This window comes from Clostridioides sp. ZZV15-6598, assembly GCF_020657705.1.
In the GTDB taxonomy this organism is placed as follows: Bacteria; Bacillota; Clostridia; order Peptostreptococcales; family Peptostreptococcaceae; genus Clostridioides; species Clostridioides difficile_F.
In genome coordinates this window covers 17791-44276 of record NZ_JAGWCS010000024.1, presented here as the reverse complement: position 1 = coordinate 44276, position 26486 = coordinate 17791, and the positions used below count along the sequence as shown (strand labels likewise).

The window sequence follows — 26486 nt, the reverse complement described above, 5'->3', positions numbered from 1 at the left end:
AAACTTATAATTATTGTTAGTTTTAAATTATATTAAATTTATATATTATTTAAACTTATATGTTATTTAAATTACTAAATATTTTCAACTCTTCAATGAAAATACTTGCTGCTTTTGATAAAGTTATATCTTTTGGAAAGATATATGAAAAATGTCTGTTGTAGTTGCTTCCAAGCTCTATGACAGACAGTTCATTATTTAAAACAGGTAGGCTTGTTACTAGATTAGATACTATTGTAATCCCTAAATTATTTCTAACCGATTCTTTGACAGCATAGTTGCTTCCAAAGACCATCATACTTTTTGGAATAATTTCCTTAACACTTAAAAACATATCTAAATAATCTCTAGTTCCAGAACCATCTTCTCTGACTATCCATTTCTGATTTTGAAGCTTATCAAAACTAAAATCTTTTAATAAAGGACTATTATATGGAAGTGCTAAAACCATCTTATCTTCAAAAAAATATTCTTGCATAAATGAGGGTGAAGAACAAGTCCCTTCAATAAGTCCAATATCTAAAATATAATCCTTAACATGAGAAGATACAATGGATGTATTTTCTATGAAAATTTCTACATCTATGTCAGGATATTTTTGAGAAAATAGTGCAAGAAAATTAGGGAGAATATATTCTCCAATAGTTAAACTTGCACCAATCTTTAAACGTCCAGTTATAGCATCTGAAACCTGATTTACATCATGATATGTAACATTTAAAAGATTTAGTATTTCCTTGGCTCTTTTATATAATATTTGTCCACTTTCTGTGATAAAAATAGTTTTTTGTTTAATAGACCTATTTATGAGTACAACCTTAAAGTAATTTTCTAAGTTTTTAATATGTTTACTTACACTTGGTTGTGATAAATTTAGGTATTCACCAGCTTTGGTGAAGTTTTTATATTCAACAACAGCCACAAACGTTTTTAATTCTTCAAACAATTTTTTATATCTCCTTTGCATAACAAAATTTTTGTATTTTTTATCAGTTACTTACAGATAATTGTAATATATACATTAACCATTAAAAATATTAATCATTACGATATTATATATTTATTTTACTTATGGTTATTACAATTATATACTATTATTGTAAAGAAAACTATATCAATTGGAAGGTAGGTATATTATGTTAAAGAATAAAAGCAGTTTTACATTAAAGAATATAAAAGAAATATTACCTGGATTGTTTGTATCAGTATTAGTAGGTTATATTAGTATATTTATTTCGACATTAATACCTAAGGTAGGAGCAGCATCAATCTCTATATTTTTAGGTATGTTTGTAGGAAATTTATTTTTAAATCAGACCGTATTTCAAAAAGGTTATAAATTTTCAGAAACAGATTTGCTATCATATTCAATAGTATTATTAGGAGCAACACTTAGTATATCTACTCTAATAGATTTAAAGATTTCAGGTATATTGTTTATAATATTACAAATGACAATAACAATAGTATCAGCACTTTATATAGGTAAAAAGCTAGGCTTTGGCGAAAATTTTAGGTTTCTCATGGCAAGTGGAAATGCAGTATGTGGTTCTTCTGCTATAGCAGCAACAGTTCCAGTAGTTAATGCTACAGACAAAGAAAAAGGAATAGCAATAACTATCGTAAATGTTACTGGTATATTTCTTATGTTTTTACTTCCAATAATATCTCAATTTTTATATAGTCATGAACTTGTAAAAACATCAGCAATGATAGGTGGAACATTACAATCAATTGGGCAAGTTGTAGCAAGTGGAGCTATAGTTGGGGAAAATGTAAAGGATTTAGCAACTATTTTCAAAATAGTGAGAGTAATATTCTTAGTTGTAGTTGTTTTAGTATTTGGACATTTGAAAAATAAGTCTAACAGTGAAATTATTGAAGAAGAAAAAGATGAAATAAAAAAGAAAAAAATAAATATACCATGGTATGTAATTGGTTTTTTCATAACTTGTGCACTTTTTTCAATTAATATCATACCAAAAGAATTATCTGTATTGTGCAAAGAAATAAGTAATAAATTTGAAATAATAGCACTAGCAGCAATTGGATTGAAAGTTAATGTAAAAGACTTAGTAAGACAAGGTAAAGCAGTTTCTTTATATGGTCTATTTGTAGGAACAATACAAGTTATATCAGCGATAGTTTTGATAAAGATATTTATATAGAATAAAAGTATTGATTATAATATCAATTTACTTGACCAAAATAATATGTTATTAATAACTGATAATATAAATAAAAAATGAATTCTAATAAGTGTAGATGGGTATAAGCTTATTGGAGTTCATTTTTTATTTATATTGAAAATTTAAAGTAAAATATTATTTTACATAATAATAACATTATAAATTTTGAAATTACTTATCTTTGTGTTAAAATAAGAAAAATGCAAATATCACAGTTAAGTATTTAAGCAGATAAATAAAATAAAAATATAAATATTAAGGAGATTTTTTATATGAATGTTTATGAAAAGAATAATGTAGTTATACTAGAAGGAGTAACAGATTTTGATCCAAAACATATATTTGAGTGTGGTCAATGTTTTAGATGGCATAAGCAAGAAGATGGCTCATACACAGGAGTTGCAAAAGGTAGAATATTAAATGTAAAAAAAGAAGATGATAAAGTATATTTAAATAATACAAATTTAGAGGAGTTTAATAGTATTTGGTATAATTACTTTGATTTAGGGACTGATTATACAGAAATAAAAAACAATCTAAAAAGTATGGATGAATATTTAAATAAAGCTACTGAATTTGGATGGGGAATAAGAATATTGAGACAAGATGGATGGGAAATGCTTATATCATTCATAATTTCTTCTAATAATAGAATTCCTATGATACAAAGAGCTATAGAAAACTTATCAAAAAGTTTTGGTAAATACATAGGTGAGTATGAAGGTAAAGAATACTATGCATTTCCAACACCAGAAGAGTTAAATAAAGCCTCACAAGAGGAAATAAGAGCATGTCAAACAGGTTTTAGAGACAAGTACATAAAGAGTACTACACAGGCAGTTATAGAAAATAATGATAAGGTATCTGAATATGTAAATCTAAGTACAGATGATTGTAGAAAAGAGCTTTTAAAATTTAACGGAGTAGGTCCAAAAGTATGTGATTGTATTGCGTTATTTGGTATGCAAAAATATGATTCTTTTCCAGTTGATGTATGGGTTAAGAGAGTTATGCAAGAGTTCTACATAAATGAAGATATGAGTTTACCTAAAATGAGAACTTATGGGATTGATAAATTTGGAGAAATGTCTGGATTTGCACAACAATATCTATTTTACTATGCAAGAGAGCTTGGTATAGGAAAATAGACTTAAGGGGGAAGGAATTATGGGAGTGATAGGCACAATATTTCTGTTCTATTTAATTATATCATATCTAGCTGGAGCCATAATTTCTGTAATTATATTACTTGAAAATAGAGATCCTGCAAAAACTATGTCTTGGTTGTTGATGTTTATCATATTTCCAGGGATAGGGTTAATTATATATGCTATTTCGGGTAGAAATATTAGAAAACGAAAATTATTTAAAACTCAAAAACTAGCTAACAATATAAAAGAAAAGAAACTTTTTGATACATTAGAAAAGATAACAGAAATTGTTGAACTAGAAAAAGAATCTATAAGGCAAAATAAGCTTTTAAGAGATGAGGAAGATGGTAGCTATAGAAAAAGAGTCATAAGTATGCTACTAAAGACTGGGATGTTTCCATTTACTAAAAACAATAAAGTAGATGTTTTTGTAGATGGAAATGAAAAATTTAAGAGACTTATAGAGGATATAAGAGAAGCTAAAGACCATATTCATTTAGAGTACTTTATAATCAAAGACAGTGAAATAGGTAGGGTGTTAAAAGAAGAGCTTATAAAAAAAGCTAAGGAAGGTATTAAAATAAGAATTTTATATGATGATGTAGGGTGTTGGAGATTTTGGTTTAATAGAAAATTTTTTCGAGAAATGAGAGAAGTAGGTATAGAAATAGCAGCTTTTTTACCTACAAAATTCCCTATAATAGGAGGAAAGTTAAACTATAGGAATCATAGAAAAATTGTTGTTATTGATGGAATAATTGGATATACAGGTGGAATAAATATAGGAGATGAATATTTAGGAAAAAATGAGAAGTTTGGGTATTGGAGAGATACTCATATTAGAATTAAAGGAATTTCTGTATATATGCTTCAAATGACATTTTTGATTGATTGGTATTATACAACAAAAGAGGTTTTAGTTACTAAAAATTACTTTCCAAGTGTCGGAAATGTAGGTGAAAGTATGATACAAGTGGTAGCTAGTGGACCAGACAGTGATTGGGAAGACATTCATTATGCTTATTTTTCTGCTATATGTCAGGCTAAACAAAATGTTTATATAGAAACTCCATACTTTATTCCAGATGAGAGTCTGCTGAAAGCTATAAAAAGTGCTGCACTTAGTGGTGTAGATGTAAGAATAATATTTCCTAAAATTGCAGACCACAAAATAGTTAATATAGCATCTTATTCATATTTTGAAGAAATATTAAGAGCAGGTGGTAAAGTTTATTTGTATAAAAAAGGATTTATACATTCCAAAGTAGTAATAATAGATGATAAAATTGCTTCTGCGGGTACAGCAAATATGGACTTAAGAAGTTTTATGCTTAACTTTGAAGTAAATGCTTTTATTTATGATGAAGATGTTATTAAGGTAATGACAGATGATTTCTTTGAAGATTTAAGTCATTGTGAAGAGCTTAATCTAGAGGTATTCATGAACAGAAATATTGTACAAAAAATTAAAGAATCTGTAGCCAGATTATTTTCACCAATATTATAAAAAATTATTAAAAAAGGTATTGAAAATTATGTGTGATTGGTATATTATAATAATTGTTAGCACTCTAGTAGATAGAGTGATAATAAATAAAAAGTATATATATAAATCTACATATAAAAGTAGTATTAATTTAAAAATAACTAAAAACATAGGCAAACTAGTCTATACTTAATATTTTAGGAGGCGTGAATAATGAAAATAAGACCATTAGCTGACAGAGTAGTAATTAAAAAAGTAGAAGCAGAAGAAAAGACTGCAAGTGGAATAGTTTTACCAGGAGCAGCTAAAGAGCAACCTCAAATAGCTGAAGTTGTAGAAGTTGGACCAGGTGGAATAGTTGAAGGAAAAGAAATAAAGATGGAATTGACAGTTGGAGATAAAGTTATATTCCAAAAATATTCTGGAACAGAAGTTAAAATAGAAGGGCAAGAATATACAATACTAAGACAAAGTGATGTATTAGCTGTTATTGAATAAATATAGAATAAATTTATTAGGAGGGGTTTAAGATGGCTAAAGAAATTAAATTTTCAGAGGAAACAAGAAGAGCTTTAGAAGCTGGTGTAAATAAATTAGCAGATACAGTAAAAGTAACATTAGGACCTAAAGGAAGAAATGTTATATTAGATAAAAAATTTGGTTCTCCACTTATAACTAATGATGGTGTAACTATAGCAAAAGAAATAGAATTAGAAGATAGATTTGAAAATATGGGAGCTCAGTTAGTTAAAGAAGTAGCAACTAAAACTAACGATGTAGCTGGAGATGGTACTACAACTGCTACAGTTTTAGCACAAGCTATAATCAGAGAAGGTTTAAAAAATGTAACAGCAGGGGCTAACCCAATACTTTTAAGAAAAGGAATACAAAAAGCAGTAGTAGTAGCAGTAGAAGAATTAAAAAATCAATCAAGAATAGTAGAAACACAAGAAGCTATATCTCAAGTTGCTTCTATATCTGCTGGTGATGAAGAAGTTGGAAAATTAATAGCAGAAGCTATGGAAATAGTAGGTAAAGATGGAGTTATAACTGTTGAAGAATCTCAAACTATGAATACTGAATTAGATGCTGTTGAAGGTATGCAATTTGACAGAGGATTCGTTTCTGCATATATGGTTACAGATGTAGATAAGATGGAAGCAGTTTTAAATGACCCATATATATTAATTACTGATAAAAAGATATCTAACATACAAGAACTATTACCAGTTCTTGAACAAATAGTTCAACAAGGTAAAAAGTTATTAATAATCGCTGAAGATGTAGAAGGTGAAGCATTATCTACATTAGTTGTTAATAAATTAAGAGGAACATTTGATGTAGTAGCAGTTAAAGCTCCAGGATTTGGAGATAGAAGAAAAGAAATGCTTCAAGATATAGCTATACTTACAGGTGGTCAAGTAATATCAGAAGAATTAGGATATGATTTAAAAGAAGCTGATTTATCTATGTTAGGTAGAGCTTCATCTGTTAAAGTAACTAAAGAAAACACTACAATAGTAGATGGTTCTGGAGATAAAAAAGCTATAGAAGATAGAGTAAATCAAATCAAACATCAGGTAGAGCAAACTACTTCAGATTTTGATAGAGAAAAACTAATGGAAAGATTAGCTAAGCTTGCTGGTGGAGTAGCTGTTGTAAAAGTTGGAGCTGCTACAGAGGTTGAGTTAAAAGAAAGAAAATTAAGAATAGAAGATGCTCTTAATGCAACTAGAGCTGCTGTAGAAGAAGGAATAGTAGCTGGTGGAGGAACTGCTTTTGTTAGTGTTATACCAGCAATAGGAACACTAGTTGATAGTTTAGAGGGAGAAGTTAAACTAGGAGCTCAAATAGTTAAAAAAGCATTAGAAGAACCATTAAGACAAATAGCTATAAATGCTGGTCTTGAAGGTGCTGTAATTGTACAAAATGTTGTTAACGCTGAAGCAGAAACTGGATTTGATGCTTTAAATGAAAAATATGTAAATATGATAGAAGCTGGTATAGTTGACCCAACTAAAGTTAGTAGAAGTGCTTTACAAAATGCTGCATCAATAGCAGGTACTTTCTTAACTACTGAAGCTGCTGTTGCTGACCTTCCTGAAAAAGAAGATGCAGGAATGCCAGGAATGGGTGGCGGAATGCCAGGAATGATGTAACCTTAAAATATTTAAAAATATAAATGTTAATATAGAGAACTATTTTGACTTAGATTTTAATATCTAAGTTGAAATAGTTCTTTTGTATATATCTAATTTTTTATGTATTTACAATTTTAATATATATTCAGATAATTAGCATCTAGACTATAATAATATCTTTGAAGTTGTATTGTTATTTTTTAGGTTATGATGTTAGATATATATTAATTAAGGTATAATTGTTGGTAGAGAATAAATCAAAGTTTAAAAGGATGCGATAATATGGATTTAAGAAAATTGCTTGAGCAGGTTAAAAATGAGAACATTGATATAGATGTTGCATTAGAACAATTAAAAGATTTACCCTATGAAGACCTTGGATATGCAAATATAGACCATCATAGAGAATTAAGAAATGGATATCCAGAAGTAATTTATTGTGAAGGTAAAAGTGATGAACATATTTTAGGAATTATTGATAAAATGAATCAAAAAGATTCTAATATATTGGGGACAAGATGCAGAAAAGAAACATTTTTAAAAGTTAAAGAAATTTATAGTCATGCTGAATATGAAGAATTATCTAAAATTCTTAAAATTCAAAATCATGCTATAGACAATATTGGAAAAGGCAAAATTGTAATTGCGACAGGAGGAACTTCTGATATACCAGTAGCAGATGAAGCATATTATACAGCTAAATTTTTAGGTAATGATGTTGATAGAATATATGATGTTGGAGTGGCTGGTATACATAGACTTTTAAATAAGAGACACAAAATAGATAGTGCTAGGGTAGTAGTAGCTGTCGCAGGAATGGAAGGTGCACTTGCAAGCGTAATTGGAGGTCTGGTTGATGTTCCAGTAATAGCTGTCCCAACATCTGTTGGATATGGAGCCAATTTTGGAGGATTAGCAGCATTATTGGCTATGTTAAATAGTTGTGCATCTGGAATATCTGTTGTAAATATTGATAATGGTTTTGGGGCAGGATATTTGGCAGCTATGATAAACAAATTATAATAAATATATTGATATAAATTAGACATAAATTATATGATATTAATCTAATGTTTATTAGATTTTTAATTATTAAAACTGAGGAGAAATATATGAGTGAAAAAATACTTTATTTTGATGTAGTAAGTGGTATATCAGGGGATATGACCCTTGCAAGCTTATTAAATTTAGGTGTACCTAAGGAAATTTTTTTGGAGGAAATTCATAAACTAAAAATGAGCGATGAATTTAATATAAATATAAGCTCAAAAAATGAAAGTGGAATATCAGGTACAACAGTAAAAGTAATTACGAAAGAAACACATATTCACAGGAATTTAGTGGATATATTTGAAATTATAGATGAAAGTGATTTAAATGAAAATGTAAAATCTAATGCTAAAAAAATATTTATGGTAATTGGAGAAGCAGAAGCAAAGGTTCATGGAACTACAATAGATAAGATACACTTCCATGAGGTAGGGGCCATAGATTCAATTGTAGATATCGTAGGAGCATCTATATTAGTTGATTTACTTTGTATAGATAAGATTTATTCTAGTACAGTATCTGTTGGTTCAGGATTTGTAAAATGTGACCATGGAGTCATGCCTGTACCTGCACCTGCAACTATGGAAATATTAAGAGGTGTACCAATCAAATTAAATAATGTAAAAGGAGAATGTACGACTCCAACAGGAGCTGCAATAATAAAAGTTCTGTGTGATGAGTTTGTAGAGGATTTTGAGTTTTCTCCAATACAAATTGGATATGGAATAGGTCATAAGAAATTTGAAGTACCTAATATGCTAAGAACAGTATTAGGCGAAAAAAAAAAGAAGAATTAATTTATGAAATTAGTGCAAATATCGATGATATGTCTTCGGAAGTATATTCTTATTTGTATGAAAAAGTATTAGACGAGAAAGCGTTAGATATTTATACAGAAAGCATTTATATGAAAAAGAATAGACCTGCAACGAAAATATCGATTTTATGTAATAAAGTAGATTTAGAAAAATTTATTGAAATATTGCTTTTAGAAACTAGCACGTTTGGAGTACGATATAATGCATACAACAGAGAAATTTTAGATAGAAAGTTTGTAAAATTAGATACAGAATATGGATTAGTTACAATAAAACTAGGGTATTATAAAGATAAATTAGTTAAGGCTACTCCAGAATATAATGAATGTAAAACTATAGCAAAAAATGAAGATATTCCTATAAAAAAAGTGTTTGCTGATATAAATTTTAGAATAAAAGAAGAATTTAGTGAAAACTTATTGACATAAGTAATAAATTTTGATAAATTAATACTCAGCTTTAATAAATAAAAGCAAACAGAAAAAAATATATAAAATATAAACTCACTCGTATATGCTCAGAGATATGGTCTGAGAGTCTCTACCAAGATACCGTAAATATCTTGACTATGAGTGAAATTATTATACCAAAAGACCTAGTTAAGTAAATGTGTAGGCTGAGTTATACTCCCTATGTGTTGGCTATAAGATAAGGGGCATTTTGGAAGCCTGTATAGTAATTTCACTTTTGTTAGAAATTATGGAAGTTACTATACAGGTTTTTTGTGTAAAAAGATTTAATATAATTTAGACTGTATTGTGTTAAAATAAATATATATATAAACTATATTATACAAGGAGAGATGTAAATTTATGAAACATGAATTAGTACTTGTAATAGATTTTGGAGGTCAATATAATCAGTTAATAGCTAGAAGAGTTAGAGAAAACAACGTATATTGTGAAATACTTCCATGTACTGCAAGCATAGAAAGAATAAAAGCAAAAAATCCTAAAGGGATAATATTTACAGGTGGGCCAAATAGTGCATACCTAGAAGATTCTCCAACAATATCAAAAGAAATATTTGAACTAGGAGTACCAATACTTGGTATATGTTATGGAGTTCAAATAATGTCTCATGTATTAGGTGGAGTTGTAAGAAAAGGTAATAAACAAGAAAAAGAATATGGAAAAACATCTATAACTTATGGAAAATCATCATTATTTGAAGGGATTACTACAAGTAGTGTTTGGATGAGTCATACTGATTTAATAGAAAAGGCTCCAGAAGGATTTACTATAGTTGCAAACACTAAAGATTGTCCAGTAGCAGCTATGGAAAATGTAGAACAAAAACTATATGGAGTTCAATTCCATCCAGAAGTAGAACATTGTTTAGAAGGTGACAAGATACTTAAAAATTTCTTATACAATGTATGTGAAGTAAAAGGTGACTGGACTACAGATTCATTTATAGAAGATAAAATAAAAGAATTAAAAGAAAAAATAGGTGACAAAAAAGCTTTATGTGCTTTAAGTGGAGGCGTTGACTCTTCTGTTGCTGCAGTTCTTATTCATAGGGCAATTGGGGATAACTTGACTTGTATATTTGTTGACCATGGTTTACTTAGAAAAAATGAAGGTGACGATGTAGAAAGAATATTCAGAGAGAAATTTGATATAAATTTAATAAGAGTTAATGCAGAAGATAGATTCTTATCTAAATTAAAAGGAATTTCTGAGCCAGAAGCTAAGAGAAAGATAATTGGTGAAGAATTTATAAGAGTATTTGAAGAAGAATCAAATAAGTTAGGAAAAATGGATTTCTTAGTTCAAGGAACAATTTATCCAGATGTTATAGAAAGTGGACATGGAAATGGTGCTGCTACTATAAAATCTCACCATAATGTTGGTGGAATTCCTGAAGACGTAGATTTTCAAGAAATAGTTGAGCCATTAAGAGAACTATTTAAGGATGAGGTTAGAAAAATAGGATTAGAACTTGGCATAGAAGAAGGATTAATATTTAGACATCCTTTCCCAGGACCAGGTCTTGGAATAAGAGTTATAGGTGATGTAACTAAAGAAAAATGTGATATATTAAGAGAAGCAGATGCTGTTTATATGGACGAGCTTAGAAAAGCTGGTTTATATAGAGAAATATGGCAAGCTTTTGCAACATTACCAGATGTTAAGACTGTTGGAGTTATGGGAGATGAAAGAACATATGCTTATTTAGTTGGTTTAAGAGCAGTTACTTCTTCTGATGGAATGACTTCTGACTGGTACAAGATGCCTTATGATGTGTTAGAAAAAATTTCTAATAGAATAATCAATGAAGTTGATGGAGTAAATAGAGTAGTTTATGATATAACTTCTAAACCACCTGGAACTATCGAGTGGGAATAAGTTAATAGTGAGCTAGAAAGCCTTTAAATAGGCATTTCTAGCTCTTTTTTATTGTATCGCCCATTTTTTATGTGTTTTCATATATATTGAGTTATGTAATTATTTTTTATGTCATATTTGCGTTTTCAATGGAATGCGTAAAATTCAAAGTCATAGTACATCTTAGTTGAGTTATATTTTGAACTATAAATAATTATTTTACTCGTAATATTTTTCTTCTCTTTCAACTCCTGTATATAGTTTTGTAATCATTTGATAAAACAGACTGATTTCTTCGTTTGAATAATCTTGAAATATATTGTTTAGTTTCTCAGTATGGAGCTCCTGTACTTTTTGTGAATATTCATCTGCTTTTTTTGTTAGTACAATAGAAGTATTTCTTTTGTTATTAGGCTCCTGTTCAATAGTTATAAACCCTTTGTTTTCAAGAGAAACAGCTAGTTTTTTTATGTTTTGACGTGAAGACCCTAAGAGTTTCCCAAGATAAGTAAAAGTAGTTTTTTCATCAGCATATTTTACCATTGTAAGAAGCATAAATTGTTTTAAAGTAAGATGTTCATCTGCTTTATCAAAAATAGTTTGTAATCGGTTTTGTAAAATAAATATGCTTGCAAAAATACCACGAACTTCATTATTTCTTTCACCACTAAAATTTCTAATCATATTTTTAATTTGCATAAGATACTCCCTTCATGTTAAATATATTATTTACATTATAGTAATAAGTTGCTATAGTGTAAATAGTAACTTATTACTATAATTTCACACAAGGTGTTTTTCAGTTAGCCTAGCTAACAACACTTATAATCTTTAGACACTTTACTTTAGGGAGGAAATCAAATGATGAAGAAAAAACAAATGACCTGGCTAAATATTTCAGCAACCATTATATTTATATTATTACTAATAATTACAGTTTGTGGAATATTTTCATTTTCCATAGATAATAAATATGAGGCAATAAACCTGTATGGGCAGGTTATTGAGATGTATGGTACAGGTATCTATCAATATGACTCATATTTCAAAGCACCTATATTGATAGGTTCAGACTTAGCAATGTTTTTAATTGTTGTTCCAGTTATTGGTTCATACATATTTCGTGATATAGATACAGTAGAACAAAAAACAAATTTTCTCACAATTCTAGGTATCATTTTGTATTATGCCTTTAGTATTTCATTTGGAGTTGCACATAATCAATTACAACTAGTGTATATTTTGTTAACTTCAATTTCATTTTTCACTCTTTTTACTTTACTATTGGAGATTTATGGAATATCACTTTGTTATAACTGTTCTTTCCATTTAAGAAAGGTAGAATTTGTGTTTTTGATATTGGCAGGTGCTTCAAATATTATTGCATGGTTACCAGATGTATTACATTCATTATTTACAGGTAGTACACTTGAGAGAATAGAAATGTATACTACAGAAATTACTTATGTACTTGATATGGGAATTATTAGCCCTTTGGTTTTTATTATTATCTATCTATTAATAAAAAAGAAAAGCTATATTTCATTAGTTTTATATAGGATGATATTAGTAACATTAAAAGTTATTGGGGTAATGCTTCCAATACAAACTCTTGTACAGCTACGAGCAGGAATTTATATTCCAATTCCTGAATTGGTTACGAAAGTTGCTATTTTTGTGACACTTGCTATAATCTCTATTTATTTTGATAAATTAAACAAAAGAAGAATTACAGCAATTTTATCGAATAATGATTTTTAGTTTTACATGATGTAAATTCAGGGTAGTAGGATATACCATGGTAAATTGTCTTTATCATATGAATTTTAAAAGGTATATGTTGTGATGACATATACCTCTTACTTATTTTATTATATATTAATCATTAAACTTGAATTTTATGTCTAGTATTTTTGTTGTATTCTATTGATTTTCTATAAACCACTCATACACCGTCTGACAAAATTTTTCACTATTTAAATAGTAGCTATTATGAACATCATCAATCTCAACAAGCTTCTTTTTACAGTTCAACGAATTATAATAGCTATCAAAATACTCTGGTTCGAAATATCTGTCATGAAGTGTTTTAAAAACAAGTGTTGGAATGTTAACTCCATTCTTTATTGTACTATCTTGTGCTACAAAACATTCTAACATTGTATTCATTACCTTTGTGCTATTTTTCCAAATATTAGGGTTATTTTGCTCAATCATTTTGTAAAACTCATTATCATGAACTTCATTATAACCTTTATATTTAGGTGGTTTTACTATTATGTGAAAATTAGGAAGAAGTTTGAGGAAAAAGTTTAATAATTTAACAGTGGGATAAGGATAACCTACCCCTGACGTATTTTTATAATCAACACAGGCAAACTGGGCAAAACTTTTTAACTTATTGCTTGTACATGCATAATACTGTGCAAACATGCCACCAATACCTGCATTTCCGTATAGATGTATGTTGGAAGAATAATTCTTTTCTATATATGCGATGACAGAGTCTAAGTCTTCTACAATTGAATTACGTGAAAAGTCTTTCTCATTACCACCACTTTTACCTGTTCCTGAAAAATCAAAGGCAAAGACATTTACATCATATTGGGAAAGAGGTTCGTATGCTAACTGTAAATCAAGCGTAGTTACAATAGGAGTATGTGTAACAATAATATTCATAGATGATTTTCCAGTAATGAATGTATTACAAAAAATCACTGTATTTCCGTTTGGTATTTTTATATGTTGCCAAATCACTTGCTTACCTCTCTTTCACATAGAAAATATAAGATATCTATTTTCTAAAATTAATTGATTTGTTTGTTTTTGTATTTTTAATTTGGTATTCATAATATTTTTTTATTCCATTCTAACAAAGCTGATACTATTCTCGTTTTTTATGGATTCATTATAGCATTAAATTTTTAGTGGTACAATAAATAATTTTTAATTCTAATATCAAATATTTAAAAATAATTAAATAAATAACATAATTATGAATTGTAACACAAAGGTAATTTATGTTATATTTGTTATGCTGAGTGTAGTAATGATATCTTTTCTTACTAAAGTAAAAATCTTTATGAAAGTAATGTAGATATGCTAACTAAAAGGTGTAAAATTAGAAGATTCCAAGAAAGTGATATTGATATCTTTATGTCTTACCGAAATGACGAACAATGGATGAAATATCAAGAATTCAAAGGATTGACTAAAAATGAATATAGTAAAGTTCTGATTAGTAAAAATTCTTTTGAAGAAGGTATACAGCTTGCCATATTAGAAAAACATCAGAAAAACTTATTGGCGATTTATATGTGAAGCAAGATAATCAAATGTATTGGATTGGTTGTACAATTTGCCCAAAGTATGCAAGGCAAGGATATTCACAAGAGGCAATAAAGGGGCTATTGCATTGGCTAAAAACAGAACAAAACTGTATACAAGTATTAGCAAGTGTTTTACCAGATAACTTGGCCTCAAATAATTTATTGAAAAAAATAGGCTTTAAATTTAGTTATTTTGATTCAGTGAATAGTGAAAATATATATAGTATGGATTTAATTTAAGTAGAGCCATAATTATCTCCTAACTCTGCATTTATGAGTCATAAGTAGATTAAATATTCAATAAAATATTTTCAGCGAAGAGCTAATTTTTTATATTAAAACTATGTACTAATACTAATATCAAATGTTATTTTTAGTTAATATATTTTAGGAGGTTTGTATGACAGAACGTGAAAAGATGTTGGCAGGAGAATTATATGACTGTGGAGATACAGAATTATTGTGTCAATGGCACAAGGCCAAAGATTTGACAAAAGAGTATAATAATTTGAAGTCCGATGATAATATTAACAAAGAACGTATTTTAACAGAACTTTTAGGCGGAAAAGGAAAAAATATATGGATTACTGCACCTTTTTATGCTGATTATGGAAACAACATTTATTTTGGTAATAATTGCGAAGTAAATATGAATTGTACATTTTTAGATGATAATGAAATCATAATAGGTGACAATGCATTGATTGCTCCAAATGTACAAATATATACAGCATTTCATCCAACTAATGCTAAAGATAGATTTGAGGAAAGAACTGATGGTGGATTTAACTTTTGCAAAACTATAACTGCCCCAGTAAAAATTGGTAATGATGTTTGGATTGGTGGAGGTAGTATTATTTTACCAGGAGTAACAATAGGAGACAATGTAACTATTGGTGCAGGTAGTGTAGTAACAAAGTCAATTTCATCTAATACTATAGCTTATGGTAATCCATGTCGTGTTATTAAAGAAAATAAGTAATAGTTATAATAATATATTTATGAGATATTAAGTGTCTCATTAAAATAAAGAGTTATCTCAAAATATGAGATAGCTTTTTTAGCTATAATGATATAAAATTTGTTAGTCTTGAGTAAATAGAAATATAACATTAGATTATAAAATTTGTTTTTAAACAATATTCTACAGCAATATAAGAAAGAATATTACATAAATAAAATCAATAAAAACGATTATTCATGAATTATTATTGAAATATAAAGTAGTTTTGTTGAATATTGAGAAGTAGAATATTATAATATAGTGTGGATAGCTTTTTAGTAATAAAATTTGTAGAGCTAGTATTTATGCTAAAAATGGACTTACAGTTTGGAGGACAAAAAATGAAATTATCAAGGTACGAAAAAAACAATATGGTTTTGTCTGCAATTTTATGTGCACTTATTATTTCAATTCTTGTAATTACTGTTTTTACTACTGTAAAACTGTATAACATATCTAATAAGCAAACTAAAAACTATTTAAACGATGTGTCTACACAAATTGTAGCAAATGTTGATAATCAAATTAAGTTTATTTTATCCGATTTAAAACTAATGGCAGATTTTATTAAACAGTATGAAGGTGATAGTCGATATGATTATTTATCAAAAAGAAAAACTAGTTATGAATATTCTGATATTGGGATAATTGATTTAAAGGGTAAAGCAGAGTTTTTAAGTGGAAAAAAATTGGATTTAAAGAATACTGTTTCATATAAAAAGGGTATAGAAGGTAAAGAATACACAGAACTAATAGATTCACTAGATGTTGTACTTTACAGTGTACCTATATTTGATGATAAACATGAGGTATCTAGTATTTTAGTAGGTTTTTCTCATAGAGAACGTATGAATGATATTCTTAATATTAACAATTTTGGTGGAAAAGGAACCATAGAAATTGTCGATAAGAAAGGAAAACCTCTTTTTATAGGTAGAAATAGTGAGTTGATAAAGGACATTAGTCATAAATATAGAGGTGCTATAAATGAGCCTTGGGTTCCCAAAATGATGGATGATTTTAAGAATGAAGAATCAGGAGAAATTACAATAACTTCATCAAAAAATGTAAAGTGTTTGCTAACGTATCATCCAGTAACAAAAGATTTAAATGATTGGTATTTTGTTCTTATAGTGCCTGAAGAAGCTGTATTAGGTGAATTGAATAAATTAAATACCTTTACAATAATAATGACTTTTATAATCATTTGTATTATTGGAATTATAACATGGCTTTTATATACTATTAGAAGAAAATACATAAAACAAATTGAAGATATTGCTTATTTAGATAATATAACAAATGGTATTAATTCAACAAAATTTAGTATGTTAATAAAACCTTTAATTTCAAAATCTCCTGATAACACTTATATGATGATAGCAATAAACATAAAGGATTTTAAGTTAATTAATGACTGTTTTGGTAGTGAAAAAGGAAATGATACACTTAAATATATTTATAATGTTTTAGAAAAAAATATTGCTAATGATGAAGAGTTTGTATGTCGTCATGATGCAGACTTATTTTATCTATTTATGAAGAATAGACCAGTACTAGAAGTTTTAGAACTATTGTATAAAATAGAAGATGAGATTAATTATTTTAACAAAGGCAAAGAAAACCCATACTTTTTAAGAATATCAGTAGGTATTTACACGATTGAAAATCATGATGAAGATTTAATTACAATACAAGACCATGTAAATACAGCAAGAAAAAGTTTTAATAAAGCTCATAAAAGTGATTTTAATTTTTATAGTGATATAGAAAAGAATAGATTGATATTTGAAAAGGAATTGTCAAATTTAACGGAAAAAGCTCTTGAGGATAAAGAATTTTTTATATGTTTGCAACCAAAGATTGATATAAAAACTGGAAAGATTAGTGGTGCAGAGTCTCTTGTTCGTTGGAATAGTTCAGAAAAGGGGATGATTTATCCTAGTGATTTTGTTCCTCTTTTTGAAAAAAGTGGATTTATATGTGAATTAGACCTATATGTTCTTGAAGAAACATGTAAATTGATTTCTAAATGGATAAAAGAATGTAAAGAGTTATTAAGAATTTCTGTTAATGTATCAAGGCAACATTTAAAAGATAAATCATTTTTAGAAAAATATGAGATGATATGCAATAAATATAATGTACCTACATCTTTAATAGAATTAGAACTTACAGAATCTATTTTTTTAGAAAATCCAGAAGCTATTGATGTAATAGATGATATTCATAGTAAAGGCTTTAAATGTTCTATAGATGATTTTGGATTTGGATATTCATCATTAGGGATATTAAAGGAGTTTAAAGTCGAGATAATTAAATTAGATCGTTCATTTTTTGTTAGTAAAAATAATATAGAACGTGGTAAAGTTGTTGTGGAATCTATTATTGAACTTAGCAGAAGACTTGGGATGAAAGTAATTGCTGAAGGTATTGAAGAGGTTGAACAAGTACATTTCCTAAGAAGTATTGGATGTGATTATATTCAAGGTTATGTTTTTTCTAAACCATTATCAATACATAAATTTGAAGAATTCACATATAATGATAATAAAATAAAAAAATTGAAAATATCTAATGATTAAGTTTCTAAAATTAAATATTTAGGCAAGTTATATAATTTAAATATATAGCTTGCCTTTTTTATTTGTATGCTTAAATCTACAGATATAGTTTTACTTTTAAGTAAAACTTTTAACTATTTTACTATTGCCAATATAGTTACAGATATATGTTATTATACTAGGTATTTATAGTATAATTATATTTATCACTATTAAATTTGGGAGGACTAATATTTTGATTAATTTAATTTTTGATGTAGATGATACTTTATACAATCAGTTAACGCCTTTTTATATTGCATATGACAAAGTATTTTCTTCAATAAAGAATATTTCTGTTAAGGATTTATATATCAGTAGCAGAAAGCATAGTGATGAGGTATTTCATTTGACTGAGAGTGGAAAAATGTCAATTGAAGAAATGCATGTCTATAGAATAATAAAAGCTTTTGAAGAGTTGGGAAATCCCATTACAGAAAAAGATGCTCAAAATTTTCAAAATGAGTATATATATCAACAATCACAAATCACTTTAATCCCAGAAATGGAGCAAGTTTTAAATTTTGCTAAAGAAAAAAATATTAATATTGGAATTATAACTAATGGACCATCTTCGCATCAAAGAATGAAATTAAATCAATTAAATATTGAGAAGTGGGTTGATGAAGAGAATATTTTTATTTCTAGTGAAGTTGGTTTTTCTAAGCCAGACATTAATATTTTTAGATTGGTTGAGCAATTTATGAGTTTAGATAGGGAAAATACATATTATGTAGGTGACTCTTACAAAAATGATGTAATAGGTGCTAAAAAAGCTGGTTGGAAGAGTATATGGATGAATCATAGGGAACATAGGGTAAAGGAGTTGGTTTATAAACCTGACTTTATAATTTTGAATTATCAAGAAATACCATTATTGTACAAAAAATTATTTAAAGATATTTAACTATTAGTAAGATATAAATTGATTGATAAAATAAAATTAAAAACTAGATATTTTGTAAGTCAACAGCTATAAAATTGTATATCTATGAAAAGGAAGATGATTTATGATAATCAACTTCCTTTTTTAGTATAGATTTTGATGTAAATATCTTATAGAAGTAAGTGTCTTACTGAATTATGAATATTATAATTTAAAAATTACTATGTAAGTTTACTTTAAATTATATAAAATATATTTATTTATCAAAAAATAATAAATAAATGAAAAGTAATTTTGTTAGACATCAAAAAAAGCAAATAAAGTTCGTAAGGGGGCGAATGAAAAAAACACAAGGAATATTTTTTTTAAAAAATTTCAAAAAAGAGTTGATAATATATGTATATTAATATAAAATTTAAGATGTATAATTCGTATAATGATGCGAATGATTTAAAGTGTAAAATAACTTATAAACGGAGAGGGGAAGTCTAATGAAAGTAGCAGTAGTTATGGGTTCAAAATCAGATTATCCAAAATTAGAAGAAGGGATAAAACTGCTTGAAAAGTATGGAATAGAAGTTGTAGCAAGAGCATTATCTGCTCATAGAACACCAGAACAACTTTCAATATTCCTAGAAGAAATAGAAGATGATACAGATGTAATAATAGCAGCAGCAGGAAAAGCAGCACATTTACCAGGAGTAATAGCTTCACAAACACTAATCCCAGTAATAGGATTGCCTATTAAATCATCAACTATGGATGGACTAGACTCACTTTTATCAATAGTTCAAATGCCAAAAGGAATACCAGTTGCAACAGTTACAATAGATTTAGGTTTAAACGCAGCTTTATTGGCATTACAAATAATGACTCTAAAATACCCAAAATTAAAAGAAGATTTAAAATCATATAGAGAAGAAATGGCACAAAAAGTGCTAGAAGACGACAAGAATTTAAGGGGGTAACAGAAATGTTATTATATGAAGGAAAAGCAAAACAAGTATATTCTACAGATAATGAAAATGAATATGTTGTTTATTATAAAGATGATGCAACAGCATTTAATGGAGAAAAAAAAGCAGAAATATCTTCAAAAGGTATACTAAATAATAAGATATCAACAATAATCTTTGAAATGTTAAAAGAAAATAATATAAATACACACTTTATAAAAAGTTTATCAGATAGAGAAATGTTAGTTAAAAAAGTAGAGATTTTACCATTAGAAGTAATAGTAAGAAATATTGCTGCTGGTTCTATTTGCAAAAGAGTTGGCCTTGAAGAAGGTGTAGTTTTCGATGAGCCAATCTTTGAAATAAGCTACAAAAATGATGATTATGGTGACCCAATGTTAAATGATGATTATGCAGTGGCAATGAAATTGGCAACTAGAGAAGAATTGAAATTCTTAAGAGAAGAAACTCTAAAAATAAATGAATTGCTAAAAGCATTCTTCTTAAAATTAAACCTAAAGTTAGTTGACTTTAAAATAGAGTTTGGTAAAGATTCTGAAGGAAATATAATATTAGCTGATGAAGTATCACCAGACACTTGTAGACTTTGGGATGTAAACACAAATGAAAAATTAGACAAAGACAGATTTAGAAGAGACCTTGGAGACCTTGTAGAAGGTTATACGGAAGTACTTTCGAGAATGAATAATAAATAGGAGGCAAATGTATGTGTGGAGTTTTAGGGATTTACTCTAATAAAGATGTAACTAAAGAACTATATTATTCTTTATATTCTATGCAACACAGAGGGCAGGAAAGCTGTGGTTTAGCTCTTTTAGATGATGGAGAAATTAAGTACAAAAAAGATATGGGATTAGTTGGAGATGTTTTTAAGGAAAGTGAATTATCTAAGTTAAAAGGAAATATAGGTATTGGACATGTTAGATATTCAACAGCTGGAGGAAGTCATGTTTCCAACTGTCAACCTTTAGTTGGAAGTTGCAGAAAAAGACAATTAGCTATAGCTCATAATGGAAATCTAGTAAATGCAAATTATTTAAAAGACATGCTAGAAGAAGACGGGTATATGTTCCAAACTAATTCAGATACAGAAGTAATTTTATATATACTTGCAAGATATTACAAAGGTGATATAGTAGAAAGTTTAAAGGTAACAATGGACTATATCAAAGGTGCATATGCTCTTGTAATAATGAGTCAAGATGAATTGGTTGCAGTTAGAGACCCACATGGATTCAGACCTCTTGTACTTGGTAAAAAGGGTGATGAATATATATTTGCATCAGAAAATTGTGCAATAGACATACTTGGCGGAGAAGTTGTAAGAGATGTAGAGCCAGGAGAAATAATAGTAGTTAAAGATGGCGAATTAAAATCATATTTTCATTCAGAAAATTATAAACCAGTTAAGAAAAGTTGTATATTTGAGCACATATACTTTGCAAGAAATGATGCAACTATAGATAATGTAAATGCATATGAATTCAGAATTAAATGTGGTGAAAGATTAGCTCAAGATGAAAATGTAAAAGCAGATGTAGTAGTTCCAGTTCCAGATTCAGGTTGGCCAGGGGCTATTGGTTATGCAAATGCCAGTGGATTAAAAATAAGTGAAGGTCTAGTTAAAAATAGATATGTAGGAAGAACATTTATAAAACCTACACAAGAAGAAAGAGAAATAGCTGTAAAAATAAAATTAAATCCTCTTTCAACAGTAATAAAAGGAAAATCTATAATTTTAGTAGATGATTCAATAGTAAGAGGAACTACATCTAAACAGTTAGTAAAATCTTTAAGAGAAGCAGGAGCAAAAGAAATTCATCTTAGAATAACATCTCCTCCAGTAGCTTACTCTTGTTATTATGGAATAGATACTCCAAATCGCTCTAAGTTAATTGCATCAAGTAACAACGTAGAAGAAATGAGAGAATATATTGGATGTGATAGTTTAAAATTCCTAGATATAGAAGGAATGTTAGATGCAGCAGAACATAAGTCTACTTTCTGTAAAGCTTGTTTTGATGGAGAATACCCAGTTAAGAAAATTGATAAGGAGGAACTACTTTCATGTTAACATATAAAGAATCAGGTGTAGATATAGATGAAGGAAATAGAGCAGTAGACCTTATAAAAGGTAAAATAAAAGGAACTTATGATGGAAATGTAGTTGGAGATTTAGGTAATTTCAGTGGATTATACAGTTTAAAAGATTTTGTAGGGATGAAAGAACCAGTTTTGCTTGCATCTACAGATGGTGTTGGGACTAAGTTAAAAATAGCTCAAATGATGGACAAGCATGATACTGTTGGAATAGATTTAGTTGCAATGTGTGTAAATGATTTAATATGTCAAGGTGCTAAACCATTATTTTTCCTTGATTATATAGCTCTTGGAAAATTAGTTCCTGAGCATATAGAAAAAGTAGTTGGCGGAATAGCAGATGGTTGTAAGATGTCTGGTTGTGCACTAATTGGTGGAGAAACTGCTGAAATGCCTGGAATGTATGGAGATGATGATTATGATTTAGCAGGATTCTCTGTAGGTATAGCAGACAAAGAAAAGATTGTTTCTGGAAAGGATGTTAAATCAGGAGATGTATTAGTTGGTATATCTTCAAGTGGAGTACACAGTAATGGATTTTCTTTCATAAGAAAGATATTCTTAGAAACTTATGATTATAAGATGGAACAATATGTAGAAGAACTAGGAATGACAGTTGGGGAAGCACTTTTAACACCAACTAAAATATATGTTAAGTTAGCTTTAGATGTATTAGCTAAACATGATATAAAAGCTATAGCTCACATAACTGGTGGAGGGCTTATAGAAAATATAACAAGAGTTATACCTAAAGGATTAGGATTAGATATAAATAAAAAATCTTGGGAGAAACCTCCTATATTCAAAATGATAGAAGGTTTTAATGCTGTAGATGAGAGAGAACTTCATAAGAGTTTTAACATGGGTATTGGACTAGTTTTAATAGTAGATAAAGAAAATGCCAACGATGTTGTAGACTTTATAAATAATAGAGAAAATGACAATGCTGCTTATGTAGATAAAAAATACAGTGAATTATTAGAAGATAAAGCATATATAATTGGTGAAGTAGTAGATAGTCATGAAGGTGTAGAATTATGCTAAATATAGGAGTTTTAATATCTGGTGGAGGAACAAATTTACAAGCAGTTATAGATGGTACTGAGTCTGGAAAGATAAAAGGTCAGGTTAAGGTAGTTATCTCAAGTAAGCAAGATGCTTATGGTTTAGAGAGAGCTAAAAATCATAACATAAAGGCAATTTGTGAAACTAATGAAGACAGGATAATAGAAATTCTTAAAGAAAATAAAATAGATTTAGTAGTTTTGGCTGGTTATTTAAAAATAATCAGCCCAAAGCTGGTTAATGAGTTTAGAAACAAAATGATAAACATACATCCATCATTAATACCTTCATTTTGCGGGGCTGGATTCTATGGAGAAAGAGTCCATCAAGGAGTAATAGATTATGGGGCTAAAGTAACTGGTGCTACAGTTCATTTTGTGGATGAAGGTGCTGATACTGGACCAATAATAATGCAAGATGTAGTTAAGGTAAATCAAGATGATGATGCAAAAACACTTGCAAAAAGAGTGTTAGAAGTTGAACATAGGATTTTGAAAGAGAGTTTAAGTCTTTTTTGTGAAAATAAATTAAAACTTCAAGGTAGGAGAGTGTTTATAAATGAGTAAGAGAGCTTTAATAAGTGTAACTGACAAAACAGGTGTAGTTGAATTTGCTAAAGAATTAAATAAATTAGATTATGAAATTATATCTACAGGAAATACTTTTAAGACATTAAAAGAAAATGGAGTTAATGTAATGCAAGTTGAAGATGTTACAAACTTCCCAGAAATATTGGATGGAAGAGTAAAAACATTAAATCCATATATACATGGTGGAATACTTTACAAAAGAGACAAAGAATCTCATGTAGAAACTGTAAATGAACATAAAATACATTCAATAGATTTAGTAGCTGTAAATCTATACGATTTTGAAGGAACTTTAAAAGCTGGAAAAAGCCATGATGAAATGATAGAAAATATAGATATCGGTGGACCATCTATGATACGTTCTGCTGCTAAAAACTATAAAGATGTAATAGTAGTAGTAGATATAAAAGATTATGATTCTATAATAGAAAAATTAAAAACAGACACAATGACATTAGAAGATAGAAAAAAATTATCATATAAAGCTTTCTCAACTACAGGAAGATATGATGCTTTAATATCTAGCTATTTTGCTGGAGAAGTAGGAGATACATATCCTGACATATTAAATTTAACTTTCCAAAAAGAGCAAACTTTAAGATATGGAGAAAATCCACATCAAAATGGTTTCTTATATTCACAATCAAATGCAAAAAATCCAATATTAAATTATGAACAACTAGGTGGTAAAGAACTTTCTTTCAACAACTTAAATGATTTACATGGTTGCTTAGAAGTTATGAGAGAATTTAAAGACAGTGAAGAAGTAGTTTCAGTAGCTATAAAACATGCTAATTCATGTGGTGTAGGATTAGGAAGAGATGCTTTTGAAGCATATACAAAATGTTATGAAGCAGATAAAGTATCAATCTTTGGTGGAATAGTAGGAATAACTTCTACTATAGACAAAGCTACAGCAGAGAAATTAAATGAAATATTCTTAGAAATAGTAGTAGCGTATGATTTTGAACCAGAAGCATTAGAGATACTTAAACAAAAGAAAAACCTAAGAATCTTAAAATTAGCTAAGATAGAAAATAGTTTACAGCCATATGAAATGAAATACTTAGATGGAAAATTATTGATACAAGATAGAAATAATACATTAGCAGAAAAAAGCGAAAATGTAACAAAAGCAAAACCAACAGATGAACAACTTAAAGATATGGAATTTGGTATGAGAGTAGTAAAAAATATGAAATCAAATGCAATTGCAATAGTAAAAAATGGTCAAACTCTAGCTCTAGGTTGTGGACAAACATCAAGAATTTGGGCATTAAAAAATGCTCTTGAAAATAATAAAGATAAAGATTTTACAGGAGCTGTTTTAGCATCAGATGCATTTTTCCCATTTGATGATTGTGTAACATTAGCTCATGAATATGGAATATCAGCAGTAGTTCAGCCAGGTGGCTCTATAAAAGATAAAGATTCAATAGAAGCTTGTGATAAGTATGATATGGTTATGGTATTTACAGGAATAAGACACTTCAAACACTAAGGAGGATATTATGAAGATATTGGTTGTAGGCGGTGGCGGAAGAGAACATGCTATATGCTGGAAATTAAGCAATGAAAAAAATGTAGAAAAAGTTTATTGTGCACCAGGTAATGCAGGAATTGCAAATGTAGCAGAATGTGTAAATATAGGTGATACTGATATAGAAGGACTTTTAAAGTTTGCCAAAGAAAACAAAATAGGTTTAACAATAGTAGGTCCAGAAGTACCACTAGTTATGGGAATAGTAGATGAGTTTGAAAAAGAAGGTTTAAGAGTATTTGGACCTAATAAAAAATGTGCTCAACTTGAAGGAAGTAAAGCTTTTTCAAAAGATTTTATGATAAAACATAATATACCTACTGCAAAATACAAAGAATATACAAACTTAGAAGAAGCTATATCAGAAATAGATAGCTTTGGGTATCCAGTGGTAATAAAAGCGGACGGATTAGCTGCTGGAAAAGGTGTTGTAATACCTGAAAATAGAGAAGATGCTATAGCAACTTTAAAAGAAATGATGTCAGATAAGAAATTTGGAACTGCTGGAGATAAAATAGTAATTGAAGAATTTTTAAAAGGTATAGAAACTTCTATCTTGGCATTTGTAGACAATGATACAATAGTTCCTATGGCAAGTGCAAAAGACCATAAAAAGGTAAACAATTATGAACAAGGACCAAACACAGGTGGAATGGGAACTTTTTCACCTAGTGAAATCTATACAGAAGAATTAGCAAATAAAGTAAAAGAAACAGTGTTAGAAAAAACATTAGAAGGATTCAAAAAAGATGGACTTAACTTTAAAGGCATTTTATTTGTTGGTCTTATGATAACTGATGATGGAGAGAAAGTACTTGAATATAATGTAAGATTTGGAGACCCTGAAACACAGTCTGTTTTATTTAGATTAGAAACAGATTTACATGAAATAATGGAAGCTATACTTGATAATAAGTTAAAAGATATAGAAATAAATTATAGTGATGATGAAGCTGTATGTGTTATGCTTACATCAGGAGGGTATCCAGACAGTTATGAAAAAGGAAAAGTTATAACTGGTCTTGAAAATTTAGATGATGATATAGTAGTATTCCACAGTGGTACTAAGATGCTTGATGGTAATTTAGTCACTAATGGGGGAAGAGTAATTGGTATAACTACAAAATCAGCTACAGTTAAAGATGCAGCAGAAAAAGTTTATGAAAATATAAAGAAAATAAATTTTGAAGGAATGCACTATAGAACAGACATAGGTAGATAATTTTTC

At 28.4% G+C, this 26486-nt stretch carries 23 protein-coding genes, 1 pseudogene and 1 riboswitch; of the genes and pseudogenes, 21 read left to right on the top strand and 3 right to left on the bottom strand.

The genetic code is table 11. The annotated features are described in order from the left end of the window. Nucleotides 1-55 precede the first annotated feature (55 nt). A complete protein-coding gene (locus KGF50_RS07085) occupies nt 56-946 on the bottom strand; it encodes a LysR family transcriptional regulator (protein ID WP_227847413.1) in 891 nt (296 codons plus the stop codon). Nucleotides 947-1136: 190 nt separating this feature from the next. On the opposite strand from KGF50_RS07085, the gene KGF50_RS07080 reads away from it, so the two are divergent. The 8 genes and pseudogenes from KGF50_RS07080 (at nt 1137) to guaA (ending at nt 11186) form a co-directional block, all read left to right on the top strand. Further along, on the top strand, nt 1137-2168 hold the full coding sequence (locus tag KGF50_RS07080) for a putative sulfate exporter family transporter (protein ID WP_227847412.1): 1032 nt from the start codon (nt 1137-1139) through the stop codon (nt 2166-2168). A 293-nt stretch (nt 2169-2461) separates the two neighbouring features. Further along, on the top strand, nt 2462-3337 hold the full coding sequence (locus KGF50_RS07075; RefSeq protein ID WP_227434616.1) for a DNA glycosylase: 876 nt from the start codon (nt 2462-2464) through the stop codon (nt 3335-3337). Between the two features lie 19 nt (nt 3338-3356). Continuing rightward, complete coding sequence (gene cls / locus KGF50_RS07070) at nt 3357-4847, top strand: cardiolipin synthase (RefSeq protein ID WP_227827817.1); 1491 nt, start codon at nt 3357-3359, stop codon at nt 4845-4847. 192 nt (nt 4848-5039) lie between these two features. Beyond that, nucleotides 5040-5324: a co-chaperone GroES gene (groES, locus tag KGF50_RS07065; protein WP_003420907.1), complete on the top strand. Its 285-nt coding sequence runs from the start codon at nt 5040-5042 to the stop codon at nt 5322-5324. Nucleotides 5325-5356: 32 nt separating this feature from the next. Then, complete coding sequence (gene groL, locus KGF50_RS07060; protein ID WP_227847411.1) at nt 5357-6985, top strand: chaperonin GroEL; 1629 nt, start codon at nt 5357-5359, stop codon at nt 6983-6985. A 264-nt stretch (nt 6986-7249) separates the two neighbouring features. After that, nucleotides 7250-7990 (top strand): nickel pincer cofactor biosynthesis protein LarB, encoded by a 741-nt coding sequence (gene larB, locus KGF50_RS07055; RefSeq protein ID WP_227847410.1) that lies wholly within the window; start codon nt 7250-7252, stop codon nt 7988-7990. 47 nt (nt 7991-8037) lie between these two features. Beyond that, nucleotides 8038-9263, top strand: a pseudogene (gene larC / locus KGF50_RS07050) (nickel pincer cofactor biosynthesis protein LarC). Nucleotides 9264-9322: 59 nt separating this feature from the next. After that, nucleotides 9323-9424: riboswitch (purine riboswitch) on the top strand. Nucleotides 9425-9647: 223 nt separating this feature from the next. Continuing rightward, nucleotides 9648-11186, top strand: a complete 1539-nt coding sequence (gene guaA / locus KGF50_RS07045) for a glutamine-hydrolyzing GMP synthase (RefSeq protein ID WP_227847409.1) — start codon at nt 9648-9650, stop codon at nt 11184-11186. A 198-nt stretch (nt 11187-11384) separates the two neighbouring features. On the opposite strand, the gene KGF50_RS07040 is transcribed toward guaA, so the two are convergent. Continuing rightward, nucleotides 11385-11849, bottom strand: a complete 465-nt coding sequence (locus KGF50_RS07040; protein ID WP_227847408.1) for a MarR family transcriptional regulator — start codon at nt 11847-11849, stop codon at nt 11385-11387. Between the two features lie 180 nt (nt 11850-12029). On the opposite strand from KGF50_RS07040, the gene KGF50_RS07035 reads away from it, so the two are divergent. Beyond that, nucleotides 12030-12926: a hypothetical protein gene (locus KGF50_RS07035; RefSeq protein ID WP_227847407.1), complete on the top strand. Its 897-nt coding sequence runs from the start codon at nt 12030-12032 to the stop codon at nt 12924-12926. A 162-nt stretch (nt 12927-13088) separates the two neighbouring features. On the opposite strand, the gene KGF50_RS07030 is transcribed toward KGF50_RS07035, so the two are convergent. Continuing rightward, complete coding sequence (locus tag KGF50_RS07030; protein WP_227847406.1) at nt 13089-13922, bottom strand: serine aminopeptidase domain-containing protein; 834 nt, start codon at nt 13920-13922, stop codon at nt 13089-13091. 342 nt (nt 13923-14264) lie between these two features. Between KGF50_RS07030 and KGF50_RS07025 the strand changes: the two genes are divergently transcribed. The 12 genes from KGF50_RS07025 to purD all read left to right on the top strand — a co-directional run bounded on the left by KGF50_RS07025 (nt 14265) and on the right by purD (nt 26480). Further along, the gene (locus KGF50_RS07025) at nt 14265-14486 is read left to right on the top strand and encodes a hypothetical protein (RefSeq protein ID WP_227847405.1); all 222 of its coding nucleotides are present in this window, start codon (nt 14265-14267) and stop codon (nt 14484-14486) included. Next, complete coding sequence (locus KGF50_RS07020) at nt 14483-14734, top strand: GNAT family N-acetyltransferase (protein WP_413926802.1); 252 nt, start codon at nt 14483-14485, stop codon at nt 14732-14734. Before KGF50_RS07025 ends, KGF50_RS07020 begins: the two co-directional genes overlap by 4 nt. 160 nt (nt 14735-14894) lie before the next feature. After that, a complete protein-coding gene (locus KGF50_RS07015; protein ID WP_227847404.1) occupies nt 14895-15476 on the top strand; it encodes a sugar O-acetyltransferase in 582 nt (193 codons plus the stop codon). 362 nt (nt 15477-15838) lie between these two features. Further along, a complete protein-coding gene (locus tag KGF50_RS07010; protein WP_227847403.1) occupies nt 15839-18082 on the top strand; it encodes an EAL domain-containing protein in 2244 nt (747 codons plus the stop codon). A gap of 214 nt (nt 18083-18296) precedes the next feature. Beyond that, nucleotides 18297-19007: an HAD family hydrolase gene (locus tag KGF50_RS07005; RefSeq protein ID WP_227847402.1), complete on the top strand. Its 711-nt coding sequence runs from the start codon at nt 18297-18299 to the stop codon at nt 19005-19007. A 470-nt stretch (nt 19008-19477) separates the two neighbouring features. After that, nucleotides 19478-19954 (top strand): 5-(carboxyamino)imidazole ribonucleotide mutase, encoded by a 477-nt coding sequence (gene purE, locus KGF50_RS07000; protein ID WP_227847401.1) that lies wholly within the window; start codon nt 19478-19480, stop codon nt 19952-19954. Nucleotides 19955-19959: 5 nt separating this feature from the next. Beyond that, nucleotides 19960-20658: a phosphoribosylaminoimidazolesuccinocarboxamide synthase gene (gene purC, locus KGF50_RS06995; RefSeq protein WP_227452069.1), complete on the top strand. Its 699-nt coding sequence runs from the start codon at nt 19960-19962 to the stop codon at nt 20656-20658. 11 nt (nt 20659-20669) lie between these two features. Continuing rightward, nucleotides 20670-22037 (top strand): amidophosphoribosyltransferase, encoded by a 1368-nt coding sequence (gene purF / locus KGF50_RS06990; RefSeq protein ID WP_227847400.1) that lies wholly within the window; start codon nt 20670-20672, stop codon nt 22035-22037. Beyond that, nucleotides 22031-23107 carry a phosphoribosylformylglycinamidine cyclo-ligase gene (gene purM, locus KGF50_RS06985; RefSeq protein ID WP_227847399.1) on the top strand — a complete coding sequence of 359 codons (1077 nt, stop codon included), beginning with the start codon at nt 22031-22033 and terminating at the stop codon, nt 23105-23107. The genes purF and purM overlap by 7 nt, the downstream gene beginning before the upstream one ends. Beyond that, nucleotides 23101-23694 carry a phosphoribosylglycinamide formyltransferase gene (gene purN / locus KGF50_RS06980; protein WP_227847398.1) on the top strand — a complete coding sequence of 198 codons (594 nt, stop codon included), beginning with the start codon at nt 23101-23103 and terminating at the stop codon, nt 23692-23694. The genes purM and purN overlap by 7 nt, the downstream gene beginning before the upstream one ends. Then, on the top strand, nt 23687-25219 hold the full coding sequence (gene purH, locus KGF50_RS06975; protein ID WP_227847397.1) for a bifunctional phosphoribosylaminoimidazolecarboxamide formyltransferase/IMP cyclohydrolase: 1533 nt from the start codon (nt 23687-23689) through the stop codon (nt 25217-25219). The genes purN and purH overlap by 8 nt, the downstream gene beginning before the upstream one ends. 10 nt (nt 25220-25229) lie before the next feature. Continuing rightward, the gene (gene purD, locus KGF50_RS06970) at nt 25230-26480 is read left to right on the top strand and encodes a phosphoribosylamine--glycine ligase (RefSeq protein WP_227847396.1); all 1251 of its coding nucleotides are present in this window, start codon (nt 25230-25232) and stop codon (nt 26478-26480) included. Nucleotides 26481-26486: the final 6 nt, after the last annotated feature.

Excerpts from the sequence above, each read along its gene's own strand:
- KGF50_RS07080 (WP_227847412.1), top strand. The coding sequence starts at position 1,137 with ATGTTAAAGAATAAAAGCAGTTTTACATTAAAGAATATAAAAGAAATA.
- KGF50_RS07075 (WP_227434616.1), top strand. The coding sequence starts at position 2,462 with ATGAATGTTTATGAAAAGAATAATGTAGTTATACTAGAAGGAGTAACA.
- cls (WP_227827817.1), top strand. The coding sequence starts at position 3,357 with ATGGGAGTGATAGGCACAATATTTCTGTTCTATTTAATTATATCATAT.
- groES (WP_003420907.1), top strand. The coding sequence starts at position 5,040 with ATGAAAATAAGACCATTAGCTGACAGAGTAGTAATTAAAAAAGTAGAA.
- groL (WP_227847411.1), top strand. The coding sequence starts at position 5,357 with ATGGCTAAAGAAATTAAATTTTCAGAGGAAACAAGAAGAGCTTTAGAA.
- larB (WP_227847410.1), top strand. The coding sequence starts at position 7,250 with ATGGATTTAAGAAAATTGCTTGAGCAGGTTAAAAATGAGAACATTGAT.
- guaA (WP_227847409.1), top strand. The coding sequence starts at position 9,648 with ATGAAACATGAATTAGTACTTGTAATAGATTTTGGAGGTCAATATAAT.
- KGF50_RS07040 (WP_227847408.1), bottom strand. The coding sequence starts at position 11,849 with ATGATTAGAAATTTTAGTGGTGAAAGAAATAATGAAGTTCGTGGTATT.
- KGF50_RS07035 (WP_227847407.1), top strand. The coding sequence starts at position 12,030 with ATGAAGAAAAAACAAATGACCTGGCTAAATATTTCAGCAACCATTATA.
- KGF50_RS07025 (WP_227847405.1), top strand. The coding sequence starts at position 14,265 with ATGCTAACTAAAAGGTGTAAAATTAGAAGATTCCAAGAAAGTGATATT.
- KGF50_RS07015 (WP_227847404.1), top strand. The coding sequence starts at position 14,895 with ATGACAGAACGTGAAAAGATGTTGGCAGGAGAATTATATGACTGTGGA.
- KGF50_RS07010 (WP_227847403.1), top strand. The coding sequence starts at position 15,839 with ATGAAATTATCAAGGTACGAAAAAAACAATATGGTTTTGTCTGCAATT.
- purE (WP_227847401.1), top strand. The coding sequence starts at position 19,478 with ATGAAAGTAGCAGTAGTTATGGGTTCAAAATCAGATTATCCAAAATTA.
- purC (WP_227452069.1), top strand. The coding sequence starts at position 19,960 with ATGTTATTATATGAAGGAAAAGCAAAACAAGTATATTCTACAGATAAT.
- purF (WP_227847400.1), top strand. The coding sequence starts at position 20,670 with ATGTGTGGAGTTTTAGGGATTTACTCTAATAAAGATGTAACTAAAGAA.
- purM (WP_227847399.1), top strand. The coding sequence starts at position 22,031 with ATGTTAACATATAAAGAATCAGGTGTAGATATAGATGAAGGAAATAGA.
- purN (WP_227847398.1), top strand. The coding sequence starts at position 23,101 with ATGCTAAATATAGGAGTTTTAATATCTGGTGGAGGAACAAATTTACAA.
- purH (WP_227847397.1), top strand. The coding sequence starts at position 23,687 with ATGAGTAAGAGAGCTTTAATAAGTGTAACTGACAAAACAGGTGTAGTT.
- purD (WP_227847396.1), top strand. The coding sequence starts at position 25,230 with ATGAAGATATTGGTTGTAGGCGGTGGCGGAAGAGAACATGCTATATGC.